This window comes from Cupriavidus basilensis OR16 (genome assembly GCF_000243095.1).
GTDB lineage: Bacteria > Pseudomonadota > Gammaproteobacteria > Burkholderiales > Burkholderiaceae > Cupriavidus > Cupriavidus basilensis_D.
In genome coordinates, this window is record NZ_AHJE01000086.1 from 57,057 (window position 1) to 70,985 (window position 13,929).

12 protein-coding genes and 1 pseudogene are annotated in these 13,929 nt (G+C 64.1%); 9 read left to right on the top strand and 4 right to left on the bottom strand.

Annotated features, from left to right (window positions below):
- Positions 1-111: 111 nt before the first annotated feature.
- Entirely contained in the window at positions 112-1,125 is a 1,014-nt protein-coding gene (locus OR16_RS28090) for a zinc-dependent alcohol dehydrogenase family protein (protein ID WP_043421438.1), read from the bottom strand.
- Between the two features lie 690 nt (positions 1,126-1,815).
- On the opposite strand from OR16_RS28090, the gene OR16_RS28095 reads away from it, so the two are divergent.
- Both OR16_RS28095 and OR16_RS28100 read left to right on the top strand, forming a co-directional pair.
- Positions 1,816-2,427, top strand: coding sequence for a plasmid pRiA4b ORF-3 family protein (locus OR16_RS28095; RefSeq protein WP_192816465.1), 612 nt, complete (start codon positions 1,816-1,818; stop codon positions 2,425-2,427).
- 41 nt (positions 2,428-2,468) lie between these two features.
- The gene (locus OR16_RS28100) at positions 2,469-3,278 is read left to right on the top strand and encodes a hypothetical protein (RefSeq protein ID WP_006161799.1); all 810 of its coding nucleotides are present in this window, start codon (positions 2,469-2,471) and stop codon (positions 3,276-3,278) included.
- A 51-nt stretch (positions 3,279-3,329) separates the two neighbouring features.
- Here the strand turns inward: OR16_RS28100 and OR16_RS44675 are convergent.
- Positions 3,330-3,413 (bottom strand): annotated as a pseudogene (locus OR16_RS44675) (IS6 family transposase); the annotation flags it as partial.
- Positions 3,414-3,567: 154 nt separating this feature from the next.
- Here OR16_RS44675 and OR16_RS28105 point away from each other — a divergent pair.
- The gene (locus tag OR16_RS28105; protein WP_006161801.1) at positions 3,568-4,692 is read left to right on the top strand and encodes a sterol desaturase family protein; all 1,125 of its coding nucleotides are present in this window, start codon (positions 3,568-3,570) and stop codon (positions 4,690-4,692) included.
- A gap of 115 nt (positions 4,693-4,807) precedes the next feature.
- Here OR16_RS28105 and OR16_RS28110 read toward each other — a convergent pair whose 3' ends face one another.
- On the bottom strand, positions 4,808-6,613 hold the full coding sequence (locus OR16_RS28110; protein ID WP_006161803.1) for a methyl-accepting chemotaxis protein: 1,806 nt from the start codon (positions 6,611-6,613) through the stop codon (positions 4,808-4,810).
- A gap of 473 nt (positions 6,614-7,086) precedes the next feature.
- On the opposite strand from OR16_RS28110, the gene OR16_RS48465 reads away from it, so the two are divergent.
- Both OR16_RS48465 and OR16_RS48470 read left to right on the top strand, forming a co-directional pair.
- Positions 7,087-7,653: a hypothetical protein gene (locus OR16_RS48465; protein WP_006161805.1), complete on the top strand. Its 567-nt coding sequence runs from the start codon at positions 7,087-7,089 to the stop codon at positions 7,651-7,653.
- Positions 7,650-8,249 carry an aminotransferase class IV gene (locus OR16_RS48470; protein ID WP_006161808.1) on the top strand — a complete coding sequence of 200 codons (600 nt, stop codon included), beginning with the start codon at positions 7,650-7,652 and terminating at the stop codon, positions 8,247-8,249. Before OR16_RS48465 ends, OR16_RS48470 begins: the two co-directional genes overlap by 4 nt.
- Before the next feature lie 108 nt (positions 8,250-8,357).
- On the opposite strand, the gene OR16_RS40090 is transcribed toward OR16_RS48470, so the two are convergent.
- Complete coding sequence (locus OR16_RS40090) at positions 8,358-9,017, bottom strand: IclR family transcriptional regulator domain-containing protein (protein WP_006161809.1); 660 nt, start codon at positions 9,015-9,017, stop codon at positions 8,358-8,360.
- A gap of 285 nt (positions 9,018-9,302) precedes the next feature.
- Between OR16_RS40090 and OR16_RS28125 the strand changes: the two genes are divergently transcribed.
- The 4 genes from OR16_RS28125 (at position 9,303) to OR16_RS28140 (ending at position 13,597) form a co-directional block, all read left to right on the top strand.
- Positions 9,303-10,079, top strand: a complete 777-nt coding sequence (locus OR16_RS28125) for an enoyl-CoA hydratase/isomerase family protein (RefSeq protein ID WP_006161811.1) — start codon at positions 9,303-9,305, stop codon at positions 10,077-10,079.
- Between the two features lie 9 nt (positions 10,080-10,088).
- Complete coding sequence (locus OR16_RS28130) at positions 10,089-11,306, top strand: CaiB/BaiF CoA transferase family protein (protein WP_006161813.1); 1,218 nt, start codon at positions 10,089-10,091, stop codon at positions 11,304-11,306.
- A 31-nt stretch (positions 11,307-11,337) separates the two neighbouring features.
- Positions 11,338-12,504 carry an acyl-CoA dehydrogenase family protein gene (locus tag OR16_RS28135; RefSeq protein WP_006161814.1) on the top strand — a complete coding sequence of 389 codons (1,167 nt, stop codon included), beginning with the start codon at positions 11,338-11,340 and terminating at the stop codon, positions 12,502-12,504.
- A gap of 91 nt (positions 12,505-12,595) precedes the next feature.
- On the top strand, positions 12,596-13,597 hold the full coding sequence (locus OR16_RS28140) for a Bug family tripartite tricarboxylate transporter substrate binding protein (protein ID WP_006161816.1): 1,002 nt from the start codon (positions 12,596-12,598) through the stop codon (positions 13,595-13,597).
- The last annotated feature ends 332 nt before the right edge of the window (positions 13,598-13,929 follow it).

The following is a 13,929-nucleotide window of genomic DNA, read 5'->3' on the forward strand; positions in this document are numbered from 1 at the left end:
CGCGCTCCGCGAGGTGGCCGCCAGGGTACGCCGGGCAGCGGGACGCGCCCGGCCACATGATGCTGAGCATTCGCCATGGCTGGCGGCGTCTGGCGGGTAAACAACCGGCAATCAGATATCCAGTACGATCTTGCCGATGTGCCGATTCGATTCCTGGTAGCGAAAGGCGTCAGCGATCGCTTCCAGGGGAAAGTGCCGATCGATTACCGGGCGGATGCCAGTGACATTCAGGGCTCGTATCATGTCGAGCTGGTGTCGGCGGCTCCCTACCAGCAGGCCGGTCAGGCGCAGATGCTTGCGCAGCAACTGGGTGATGGTGACCGGCCCGGTCGGGTTTCCCAGTGAGCCGATCACGGCGATATGTCCGCCGACACGGGCGGCCGTCATTGATTGATCGAGCGTTGCCGCTCCGCCGACCTCGATAACATGGTCGACCCCAGTGCCGTCCGTCATTTCGCGCACTGTTTCTCCCCATTGCACAGTCTCGCGATAGTTGATCAGGCCATCGGCGCCAAGCTTTCGGAGCCTGGCAAGTTTCTCGTCCGAGGATGAGGTGGCGATCACCCGTGCGCCGGCTGCCTTGGCGAATTGCAGGGCGAAGATCGAGACTCCGCCAGTGCCGAGAACCAGCACGGTTTCCCCGGCCTTCAAGGCGCCATCGACAAACAGTGCTCTCCATGCCGTCAGCCCGGCCGTGGTCAGCGTCGCAGCCTCGGCATGGCTGTATCTGTGTGGGGCATGCGTGAAGCAGCTTGCAGGTAACGTTACGGTTTCCCGCGCAAAGCCGTCGACGCCATCCCCGGGAACGGTGGCGAAATCGCACACGCGAGCTTCTCCATCGTGCCAGCTCGGGAAGAAGGTGCTGACGACACGGTCGCCAACGGAAAAATCCTTCACGCCCGCGCCAATGGCTGTGACGTCCCCTGCGCCGTCAGCCATTGGAATGCGCCTGTCTTTCAATCCCCGACGGCCGGAAACCACGGCGTAATCATGATAATTGAGCGAACTTGCACGAATACGGACGGTGATCTCCCCCTGCCTGGGGGGTGCGGCCGTGGCTTCCCCGATCACCATGCGCTCGAGACCGGCCGGTGGATCGAGGTAAATGGCTTTCGATGCAGTCATAGCGTTCCCTTAATTGGTGACAACAAGTGCGAGGCTAGTTTAGCATCGTTAAATTATTAATGTCGACGTAATAAATGATTTGCGGAAGGCAAGAGGCGCGGCAGGGGAGTGAGAGCTGGAGGCGGCCGAGGCACATCGTGAGGGATGGAAGCCGGAGCCCGATGCGGACGGCGGCGTTGAGCAATACACCCGGGCAGAGCCTGGGGCTTCTCTGCGGCAGGCAAGGCGGATGCGCCAGATTTTGCACCCGATGGACGCGATCCAGCGAATTCGAAGGGTTTTCAACCCATTGATTTGAAAGGACGTTTTCCGTGTCAGCGCCAGACTCTACTGGGATGGGCCCAATGCCTCGCTTCCGGGGACACTGAGGGACTCAAATCGGACGTCTGGAGGTTCATCATGGAAATCGATATGCCTGGCATGATCTCCGCTCGCCTACTCAGGCCCAGACCACGGGAGCGCCCCTCGATGGTCCAAGCTTGTTGCCGTCTGTCACGGCCCCCAAGGCGCCGCCCTCGAAGGGATAATCGTACTTTTGGTGCAGCCTGTGGACACGCCGCCTGGGGGCAGAAGGCCGACATCCTCTGCAGATTTGGCTAAAATCATTGCCGCGTCTAGTGGGTGGCGGGTAGAGGCTATCACTTCGATTTCCTTCGCCCGCGCCCACCATGAGCCGCTCGGTCGTGGCTCATGAGTTTCACAGTGCAAGCCAGTTGGCTTGGGCTGCAGACTAATTCACCATCTCTTCCGCCTGTGCTCAAGCTTGCCGCATCCCTTCGTATTGAGTTGCTCCACGTCAAGCCTCTGGTCTGGCGCCGCTTTGTTGTCCCGGCCGACATACCACTCCCCAAGCTCCACAAGGTGATCCATTTTGTGATGGGCTGGGAGGACACTCACCTGCATGAATTCGCCATCAACGGCGAGCGGTTCGGTGTACAGGATAAGGACGTCTCGAATGAAAGCCTGCGCTCGGAGAAGGGCGTTCGGCTGAACAAAGCGCTCGGCGCGGCCACCGAATTCGAATACCACTATGACTTTGGCGATGACTGGCAGCACCGCGTAATCGTCGAATCAGTTGGCTGCCCTGACCTGGCACTGGCTCTGCCGGTTTGCCAGGCTGGCGAAAACGCTTGCCCTCCGGAAGACGTTGGTGGGCCACACGGTTATGCGGAATTCCTCGCAGCGCTCCGGGACAAGACCCACGAACAGCACAATGACTTCCGGTTGTGGATTGGAGGCGTATTCGACCCGGTCGGCTTTGATGTGAATGCGGTCAATGCGAGGCTGCGGGCGATTCGGTGACGGCAGTGTGTACACTACTGTGCTAATTTTTTGTTTTGCCCATGACAATCACTATCAACGAAGACCTCCGTGCCTATATCGATCCACTTACTGAGGACGAATACGCAGCGCTAGAACGCAGCCTACTCTCGGAAGGGTGCCGCGATGCGCTGGTGTTGTGGGGCGATCTCCTGGTGGACGGACACAACCGCTACAGCATCTGCCGGGAGCACGGAATCTCTTTCAATACGGTACAAAACCAGACGTTCGGGTCCATGGACGATGTGCACCTGTGGATGATCGACAATCACCTCGGGCGGCGCAGCGTATCGGATTTCCAACGAGGCGTACTCGCACTGCGGAAGAAGGAAATCGTATCCGCGCGTCTGACACAAGCGCAAGCGCAGCATGGTTCTGCAAAACCTGCCGGGGCTGAAGTCGCCACGCAATCCGGAGCCGATCCAGTGATGACTCGCGAGGCTGTTGCGCGCACGGCGCGGGTGAGCAGTGCGACGCTTGGTCAGATCGAGAAAATCCAGAAGACGGCTGCGCCCGAGTTGGTCAGCGCTGTAAGGGCGGGCGTGATTTCTATTAATGCTGCGGCTGCCGTAGCCTCCTTGCCTGGCGAGAAGCAAGTAGCGGCTGTTGCTGGAGGGAAGAAGGAACTGCGCCAGGTGGCAAGGCAGGTGCGCGAGGCCCGCGTGCCACCCAAGCCTGAACCGGTGCCCCCGCCCAGCGACGCCACCCCCGATCAACTGGCAATTCACCGCCTGACGCTATTGGTTACACAGCTGACTGAAGAGCGCGATCAGTTGAAAAAGAAGGTGCAGCACTTGACCGTTGCGCTTGCAGAGGCCCGCGGTGGGCAATAGTTTGCTGCGCATGATTTCATGCGCGGCCAAGGTGTCATGGCTCACCGTCGGCCACGCTACGCAGGTCAGCATCACACCCAGCGGATAATGCAACCGTTGGCGCACCTTCGCCACCGCCGGATTCAGCGCTCTCATCGTCGTTCACTCGTCTTGCGAGGTTCGCGGCAGACCCGCCCCCCTCAGTGCGACAGAAACCATTTCTTGCCATAATGACGACCGTTTCCGACCAGTCCCGGCAAGGGATCGGTCAATCGTCTGTCAGTCGTAAGGCACTTTTTGTGAGTGGCTAATGGAAGAACAAATCACCGTCTACGCTTTGCCGGTATTCCTGCTCTTGATGCTGGCGGAGCTGGGCTACGGCCTGTACGTCGGTCGCAATACCTATCGCCTGAATGATGCCCTCAGCAGCCTGAGCCAGGGCTTGCTAAGCCAGCTGGTGGCGAGCGTCAGCCAGCTCTTCCAGATCGGCCTGTATGCCTTGACGTGGCGCCGGGTGGCACTGTTTCCCCATGCAGGCCTGTGGGGCAGTGTCTGGGGCTGGCTGCTGGCGATCGTGATGTTCGATTTCTGCGACTACTGGCTACACCGGGCCGGGCATGAAAGCGCAGTGTTCTGGGCCGCCCATGCCGTGCATCACCAGAGCCAGGATTTCAATCTGTCCACCGCGCTGCGCCAGGAGAGTACCGTTGCCTTCCTGGGGTGGCCGTTTTACTTGCCGATGGCGCTGGCTGGCGTTCCTCCGCAGCAGTTTGCGCTGGCCGGCCTCATCGTGCTGCTATACCAGTTCTGGATCCACACCGAGCACATCGGCAAGCTGGGCTGGTTTGACCGGGTGTTTTCCTCGCCGTCCAACCATCGTGTGCATCATGCGGTCAACGACCAGTACCTGGACAAGAACTATGGAGGGATGCTGATCATCTGGGACCGGCTGTTCGGCACTTTTGCCGAGGAGCAGGAGAAGCCGGTGTATGGTACTCGCAAGCCGCTCAACAGCTGGAGTCCGCTATGGGCGGTGGCTTCCGGCTATGTGCCGCTGTGGCAGCTGGCGCGCCGTGCGCCACGCTGGCAGGACAAGTTCAAGGTGTGGTTCAAGGCGCCGGGCTGGCTGCCGCCCGGCGTGAGCGATGATAGTGCGCCCTTTGACCTGCAGCGTGCGCGCCAGCGCTTCGATCCGCCTCTGGTGGCCGGTGCCGCGCCAGTTGCCCTGCTGCAGTTCGCTCTGCTGATGGTGGCAAGTGCCGGCTATCTATGGCAAAGCGATGCGCTGGGGAGCGGCCTGCTGTGGGGGCTGGCACTGTTGCTGATCGCCGGCCTGATTGGCCTGGGCGGCCTGCTGCAAGGGAGGATGCGACCACGCAGCCTGCTGGGGCTGGATGTGCTGCTGTTGCTGCTGGCCGGATTGCTGTTGCGCTGACTGGGCCGGAGCTGTTCAGGAAGGCAATGGAGGCGGTCTTGGCGCAATGAGTGCGTGGGACAACGGCACGTTCATGTCCGTGCCGTTGTCCGTGAGCAGCGCTCAGTGAACCTTGTTATGCCTCACGCAGTTGAAATCGTGCCACCGTTCGCGCGAGCTCCTGCGCCTGATCACTCAGCATGGAAGAGGCTGCCGCGGACTGCTCAACCAGCGCAGCGTTCTGTTGCGTGGCCTGATCCATTTCCGACACGCTCTGGTCGAGCTGTCCGATGCCCGTGTTCTGCTCGCTCACCGCACCATGTATCTCGGTAATGATGCGGCGGACGTGCTCGATGTCCTTGACGATTTCGGTCATGGTCGAGCCTGCCGCCTGGACCCGCTCGGTGCCGCTGCTGACGCTGGCTACGGAGCTTTCGATAAGACCCTTGATTTCCTGGGCGGCGGTGGCGCTGCGCTGGGCCAGGGTCCGCACCTCGCCTGCCACCACGGCAAAGCCGCGGCCTTGTTCCCCGGCGCGCGCCGCCTCGACCGCCGCGTTAAGCGCGAGGATATTGGTCTGGAAGGCGATGCTGTCGATCACGCCGATGATTTCCGTGATGCGTCCCGACGATCGGGCGATCTCACCCATGATGCGTACGGCGCCGGAGACAACTTCGCCGCCACGCGCCGCGGTGGCACTGGCATCGGTTGCCAGCTGCGTTGCCTGTTCGGCTGCTTCCGCCGTCTGCTTCACACTTGATGCCAGCTGGGTCAAGGCCGCCGAGGTCTCCTGCAGATTGCTGGCTGAGGCCTCAGTGCGGTGCGACAGGTCGCGGTTGCCTGCCTCGATCTCGCCGGTGGCCGAGGTCATGCCCTGCACGCTGGCGCGCACGTCGACCAGCACGGCGCCGATCTTCTCCACGAAGGCGTTGAACGACGCGGATATCTGTGCCACCTCATCATTGCCTACTACCTCCAGCCGGCGGGTCAGGTCGCCCCCGCCGGTCCCGATGGTGTCCATCGCGTCACGTACCCGGGAGAGCCTGCGGAAGGCTTTCGCGGTGAAGAAGGTGACAATGCCGAGCGCAGCCAGGGTAAGCAGGACCAAGGCGATGCCCATGGCGCTTACGACGCGGCGCAGGCCTACGGTGGCCTCGGCTTTATCGAGCGCGATCACCAGATACCAGTCGGTGCCAGCGACAGGCTGGGCCTTCAGCAACTTCGGCACGCCCTGGATTTCCACTTCCAGCGGCGCGCTAGCCCGAACCAGGTTATCGAGCATGGCAGGCGTTAGTGCGGCTGCCACTTCGCTGACCGGCTTGAGCATCTGATTCGCATCGGGGTGGGCGATCACCTGGCCGTCACTGGCTACGACGAAGGCCAAGCTGGACGCCGTCGGATGTATCGCTTTCACGACTTCCCGCACGCCGTCCAGTGGCACTGCGCCGCTGACCGCGCCGATTGTCGCGCCGTCACGGATGAGCGGCGCCGCAAAGGAGACGTACGGCACGCGCGTCGAGACATCGCCGTACGGCTTGGTCACAGTGAGCTTGCCCGCGGCCAGTGCGCCCTTGTACCAGGGGCGCGTGGTGGGATCGTAGTCCTTTGGCGTCGTGGTGCTGCTGGAGTAGTAGGACTTGTCGGTCCACCCGATGGTGGTCACAGGAAAGCCGTTTGCGGTGCCCATGAACTTGACCAGGCCGGTGGGATCGCCTTTCTCCACGACCTCCGCCGCAGTCTTGACGGCCAACGCCTTTGCGGTGACCCATTGTTCGATCGCCAGCGTGTTGCCGCTGGCGATGGCGCTAAGGTCGCTCTCCATTGTCGCCGTCATGTTGGCGCGGACGATGCCATAGGTGGCGGCACCCGAGAGTGCCAGGGCGCCGACAACTGTGGCTGACGTGATCAGGACGATGCGGGTGCGGAGCGAGGATACGGTCATGCCGATGAGAGTAAAGATGCCTGGGTGGGTCGGTCTGCGTACAGCAAGATCTCGGTGCACGAGGCCACGGCGTTGGCCCGTCTTCGGCACCACACTGCGAACTACGGCAGCCGAGCGGGTAACTTTAGGCCAGCAGTTGGATCCGGGCCGCGTGCCCTGCGCCGGGCTCGCGGGGCGGGGTGGAACCGGTGCATCGCGCGAGCTGGGTGGCGGTCAGGGCCGGACGCAGACCTTGTGGATTGATTAAATGTGCTCAATAAGCCATATTTTTACGTTCTGATGGAAAGGCAAGGGGGCTGGAGACTAAAAAAGTGCCCGCCTGCGGAAAAGACCGGCAAGCGTGTGCCACGCCGGCGCGGCATGCCTGGCGGTGGGGGCTGCAACGGCATTGAAGACAAGCTGGGCGCCAGCATGCGATCATCGATACCCCGGATTTCACGCAAAGCCACGTGCCATGCCGGCGGCAGACAGGCGTGTTCGCCCTGCTGCCGATCCCCAACGCCAGCGAAGGAAGACTAGCGCTCATGACGCAACAAACCACTTTCAGCCTCGAACCCAACCCGAACGCGCTCGACGCCGCCACCCGGGAAGCACTGATGCGGGACCCCGCGTTCGGCCGCGTCTTCACCGACCATATGGTGACGATCACCTGGCGCGAAGGACAGGGTTGGCAGGACGCCAAGGTCACCGCACGCAAGCCTTTCTCGATCGATCCGGCGTGCTCGGTGCTCCACTATGGCCAGGAGATCTTCGAGGGCATGAAGGCCTATCGCGGCGCGGATGGCGCCGTAACGCTGTTCCGCCCGCTCGAGAATGCGCGCCGCTTCCAGGCGTCGGCCAAGCGCATGGCCATGCCGGCGCTGCCCGAATCCCTCTTCCTGGAAGCGATCGAGCAACTGGTGCGGGTCGACCAGGCCTGGGTGCCGCACGGTTCGGGCAGCCTCTACTTGCGTCCCTTCATGTTCGCGAATGAGGTATTTCTTGGCATCAAGCCGGCTTTCTTGGCATCAAGCCGGCCTCCGAGTTTATTTTCTGCGTGATCGCCTGCCCGGTCGGCCCGTACTTCAAGGGCGGCGACAAGGCCGTCTCCGTCTGGGTATCCGAGAACTACACGCGCGCCGCGCCCGGCGGCACCGGCGAGGCGAAGTGCGGCGGCAACTATGCCGGCAGCCTGGTCGCGCAGAGCGAGGCCACCGCGAACGGATGCGACCAGGTGGTCTTCCTGGATGCCGCCGAGCACCGCTGGGTGGAGGAACTCGGTGGCATGAACATCTTCTTCGTGATGGACGACGGCACCCTGGTCACGCCGCCCCTTAGCGGCTCGATTCTTCCGGGCATCACCCGGGCTTCGGTGATCGAGCTGGCCAGGGAGATGGGCATGACGGTGGAAGAGCGCCGGTATTCGTACCCGGAGTGGGAGGCGGATGCCCAAAGCGGACGCCTGGCCGAGGCCTTTGTTTGCGGAACGGCGGCGACGCTGGTGGCCATCGGCGAAGTGCGGTCCGCGCGGACGCGCTTCGCGATCGGGGACGGCACCGCCGGCAACACGGTCAAGGTGCTAAGGGAACGGCTGGTGGAGATTCAGCGCAACCAGGCCGCTGGCCCTGCCGGCTGGGTCCATCACGTCGGGTTGTAAGGGGGCCTTGCGGGGGCGGTGACGGGGCTCCCCTGATCTGCCGATTGGCAAACGGCGGCCAAACGGGAAGCAATCGCGCAGCCCGGATTCCCGGGCCGGCCGCCATGTTTACTCCACACCGTCCTCCACCCCGCATGACACGCTGATTTTCTCGATCAGGCCAAGCAGCAGCGGCGCATAGCGCGCCACATCGCGCGGCTTTTCGCTGGGCTTGTGCGGGAAGCTGATATTGAGTCCGTACCACTGGTGGTCCGGCCCGCGGAACGCCGCACCCACGGCGGTCAGGTGGCCCGGCTGGTAGTTCGCGGTGCAATAGCCTTGCGCCTGGGCCTGGGCAATGCCGCGCGACAATTCCTTGTGCAAGGCCGGCCATTCGTCGCCGGCCTTTTCTGCGATTTGCGCGAGCAAATGCTCGCGCACGCCGGCCGGCACAGCGGCCAGCCACGCCATGCCGATCGAGGTCAGTTCCATTGGAATCCGCGTGCCGGGCGCCACGCGCCGGGTGCGCGATACGCTGTCGCGGCTGTGGCGCACCGCGGCCAGGTAGACCATGGCGGTCTGGTCGGGCACGGCCAGGCCGACATTGACCTTTTCCGCCTCGGCGATCTTGCGCATCAGCGGCAGCGCGATATCGGGCACCGCGGTGGCATGGTGGAAGGCGTCCGCCAGGCTTACCACCACGGCTGCCAGCCGGTAGGCGCGCTTACGCGCGGCCAGGTCCGCATTGGTCAGGCTGGAAGAGCCTACGCGGAACGCGCGCAGCAGCATCAGGCCACGTTCGAGCGACTGACTGCCTCCGGTCTGGCGCGTAAAACGGCCGGTGCTGTGGGTGAGCTCACGGGTCGAAGGCAGTCTGGTGCGGGAATCCGGGTGGGAAACGGGGGCGGAACGGGGTTGGGAATCAGGCATATGGCAGGCATATCGGTGGCCGTGGGTCTGTCGATCCACTTGTGGGGGTGGCGCAAGTAATTTCAGTATCCGAAATTGTAGTGTAGCGCGGGGATCCGCAACGGCGAATACTGGGCGTCTTTCCACTTCCCGGAGCCTTTCGCCATGACCTCGGCATCCACCCCTGAAATCGTCCTGACACGCGACCAGCATGTTGCACAGATCGAGATCACCTGCCCGCCCCATAACTTTGTCGACGCCGATGTCATGCGCCGGCTGGCCGAAGCGCTGCTGCAACTCGACGAGGACAACAGCTGTCGCGCCGTTGTACTGTCGTCAGGCGTGGGCGCCTTCTGCGCTGGGGCCGATTTCAGCGGTGCCGGCCAGGGCAGCGTCTCGCGCGATCCATCGGCCTTCTATGCGCAGGCCATGAAGCTGTACCGCAACCACAAGCCCATCGTGGCGGCGGTTGCGGGTGCCGCGATCGGCGCGGGGCTGGGCCTGGCGCTGGTGGCGGATTTCCGTATCACATGCCGCGAAGCGCGCTTCAGCGCCAGCTTCAACAGGCTCGGCTTCCATCCCGGCTTTGGGATGAGCGTGACGCTGCCGCGCCTGGTCGGCGAGCAGCAGGCCGCGCTGCTGCTGTACACGGGCAGGCGTATCGACGGCGAAGAAGCGGTGCGCATCGGTTTGGCCGACGAACTGGTCGCACAGGCCGAGGTGCGTGCCCGCGCGCTGGCGCTCGCGCACGATATTGCAGCCTCGGCGCCACTGGCCGTGGAAAGCACGCGCGAGACGTTGCGCCTGGGGCTTGCCGACCGCATCGTGGAGGCCAACCAGCGTGAGCTGGCCATCCAGCGCGTGCAGTTCGCCACAGCGGATTTCCGTGAAGGCGTGGCGGCGATGGCCGAACGCCGCGCGCCCGTCTTCCAGCGCCGCTGAGGGGGCCGCATGCAAGCTCAGAAGCCCGCCTGTGCCGGCCCGCTCGACGGCATTCGCGTACTCGACCTGACTTCGGTGGTGCTGGGCCCCCTGGCCACGCAATCGCTGGCCGACCTGGGCGCGGACGTCATCAAGATCGAAGGGCCGGAAGGCGACCTCATGCGTGCCAACGGCGTATCGCGCAACGCCGGCATGAGTTCGATCTACCTGGCGCTCAACCGCAACAAGCGCTCGGTGGTGCTGGACCTGAAGACGCCCGCGGGCGCGGCGGCGCTGCGCCGCCTGATCGCCGGCGCCGACGTGCTGATCCACAATATGCGCGTGGCCGCCATCGAGCGGCTGGGCTTTGGCTACGCCGCGGTGGCAGCGTTGAACCCGCGCATCGTCTACTGCGTGGCCACCGGCTTCGGCCAGGACGGCCCGCACCGCGACAAACCGGCCTTCGACGACATCATCCAGGCCGCGTGCGGGCTGGTGTCGCTGGGCTCCGGCGCCGGTGGCCGGCCCGAGTACGTGCCTAGCCTGATCGCCGACAAGACTACCGGGATGGCGCTGGCCAACGCGGTGATGGCCGCGCTGCTGCATCGCGAGCGCCACGGCACTGGACAATCGGTAGAGGTTCCGATGCTGGAAACCATGGCCAGCTTCGTGATGGCCGAGCACCTGGCGGGATTGACCTTCGAGCCCGCCACCGGCGCGGCCGGCTATGCGCGACTGCTGCAGGGCGGAAGGCGGCCGGCGCAGACCGCGGACGGCTGGATCTGCGCGCTACCGTACACGGACCGCCACTGGAAAGCTTTTTTCCATGCTGTGGGCCGCGACGACCTGGCTGACAAATACAACATCGCCAGCCGCGCGCAGCGCAACGCCCATATCCGCGCGCTGTACCAGCACCTCGCGCAGATCACGCCGACCCGCACCACGAAGGCGTGGATGTCGCTGTTCGAGACGTTGGATATCCCCGCCACGCCGATCTATACGCCGGACGAATTGCCGGCGCATCCGCACCTCGAAGCGGTCGGGCTGTTCCAGCAGACCGAGCATCCCACCGAGGGCCCGTTGCGCGAGATGCGGCCCACGGCGCGCTTCTCCGCCACGCCGTTATCGCTGCGCCGCCACGCGCCGACGCTGGGCGAGCATACCGATGAAGTGCTGCGCGAAGCCGGGCTAGCCCCTGAAGACATCGCCCAGGTGACGGGCGGCCTGAAGCGGCCTAAAGCGGCCTGAAGTGGCACGCAAACAATAAAGGAGACATTGCATGAACTTTGCACTGGAAGAAGAACACCAGATGCTCAAGGACCTGGTGGCGCGCTTCGTGCGCGAACAGCTGATTCCACTCGAAGCGGGCGTGCTGGCCCGCGAGGCAGAGGGCGGCCAGCTCACGCTGCTGCCACAGGAGCAGGACAAGCTGGACGGACTCTCGCGCGAGCTGGGCCTGTGGGGCCTGGACGCGCCGGCCGAGATGGGCGGCGCCGACCTGCCGGTGGTGGCCATGGTCGGCGTCAACGAGGAGCTAGGCAAGACCATCACGCCCTACGACCTGCCGCCCGATTCGCCGAACCTGCGCATGCTGCTCAAGACCGCCGACGCGGCCCAGCGTGCGCGCTACCTGGAACCCTACGCGCGCGGCGAGACCGTCTCCGCCATCGCCATTTCCGAGCCTGGCGCTGGCGGTGACCCGGCCATGATGACCACCCGCGCCGAACGCGACGGCGGCGACTGGGTGCTCAATGGCCGCAAGATCTGGATCAGCCGCGCCGCCCGGGCCGACTGGACCATCGTGATGGCCGTGACCGACAAGGCGCGCGGCGCTCGCGGCGGGATCTCCGCCTTCCTGGTCGACCGCGGCACGCCCGGTTTCAAGGTAGAGCGGCGCATCCCGATGATCGGCGGCGCCTCCACCTACGAGGTGGTGCTGGAAGACTGCCGCGTTCCGCACACGCAGTTGCTCGGCGTGGAAGGCCAGGGCTTCGCGCCGATGCAGGCACGGCTGTCCAGCCGGCGCGTGCAGATGGCGGCCTGGTGCATTGGCCGCGCCCAGCGTGCACTCGACATGCTGTGCGAATACGCGCCGCAGCGCCGCACTTTCGGCGCCGCGCTGGCGGACCGGCAGGCAATCCAGTGGTGGGTGGCGGATGCCGCCACCCGCATCCACGCCTGCCGCCTGATGACTTACGAGGCTGCCGCACGCATCGACGCAGGCGAAGAGGCGCGCACCCAAGTCTCGATGATCAAGGTGTTCGCCACGGAGATGGCCTGGGACGTGATCGACCACGCCATGCAAGCCTTTGGCGCGATGGGCATGACCAAGGAAATGCCGCTGCAGCAGATGGCCAACGAGACGCGGCTGATGCGCATCTACGAAGGTCCCACCGAAGTGCACCGATGGGTGATCGCGCGGGATCTGCTTGGCCTCAAGCGTTAACCCGTCGTAAAGGCAAATCACGGCATCACCGAACCACTGCCGCACCCGCACTGGCGGAACCCACCGCCGGGCGGAAGACCAAGGAGACAATATGACCCGAACCGTGAACTGTTCCCGGCGCCGCTTCGCCATCCTGACCGGCACCGCCGTTGCGGCGGGCCTGGCAGGCGCGCCGTTTGCCGCGTTGGCGCAGCCGCAGGCATTTCCCAGCCGCCCGATCCGCTTTATCGTGCCGTTCCCGTCCGGCAGCGGTACGGACATGACCGCCCGCATGTTCGCCAAGAAGATCGGCGAGCTGACGGGGCAGGGCGTGGTGGTGGAGAACAAGCCGGGTGGCAACGGCTTTATCGGCGTGCAAACGCTGCTCAGCGCGCCCGCCGACGGATACACGGTGTTTATCGGCAGCAACTCCACGCTGTCCACCAATGCCGCCACCTTCCGCAAGCTGCCTTACGATCCGCTGACCGACTTCACGCCCATCACGCTGCTATCGCGTGGGCCATGCCTGATCATCGTGCCGGCCAACTCGCCATACCACACGCTCAAGGCGCTGGTGGAGGATGCGCGCAAGCGGCCCGGCGCGCTCAACTATGGCACCGGCTCGGTGTCGTACACCCTTTACAGCGAATGGCTGAACGAGCAAAGCCGCATGAAGACCACTGGCGTGCCCTACAAGGGCGCGGGCGACGCGATCAACGGCGTGATGGCCGCCAACGTGGACTTCGCCGTGGTGGATGCCAGCGGCGCGATTGAGTTGGTCAAGGGCGGCAAGGTGCGCGCGCTGGCCTACACCGCGCCCCAGCGCTCGCCACTGCTGCCGGGCGTGCCGAGCGCGGCCGAAGCCGGCGTGCCGGACTTCCTGGCCTACAACTGGGTGGCAGCGGCGGTCTCCGCCAAGACACCCGCGCCCATCGCGCAGCGCCTTGGCGAACTATTCGCCCAGGCCGGCGCCGCCGACGACGTCAAGGAGTATTACCAGCGCCAGTCCACCTCGCTGATCCTGTCGACGCCGGCAGAACTTCGCGACTACCAGAAGGATGAGATCGCGCGCTGGAAACGGCTGGCGGCGATCGCGAAGATCGAACTGCAGTAGACAGATGGCACAGGGAAGGGCGTCATGTGTTTGGTGAAGGTCACTCCAAGGTGCGCCAGATGCCCGGTCGACACCGCGCGAAGTGCCTTGCGATGACCATCATCCAGCGGTGACAGGGTTCGTGGCAGAAATTCTCAGAAAGAACTTGCCAGCGTTGCGCGAACAACCTAGTATTCGCTCCCCTCGCAGTACAAGGCTCAGCTTCAGGACCGGGCGGCAACGTTGGCGCGGGGATAGCGGGAAAGGTGAGTAATACGCATTGCGAATCCTGCTTGAGCAAGAAAATATTAAAAAGTATTGATGAAACGCAGATAATTCTTTATAGTCTCGTT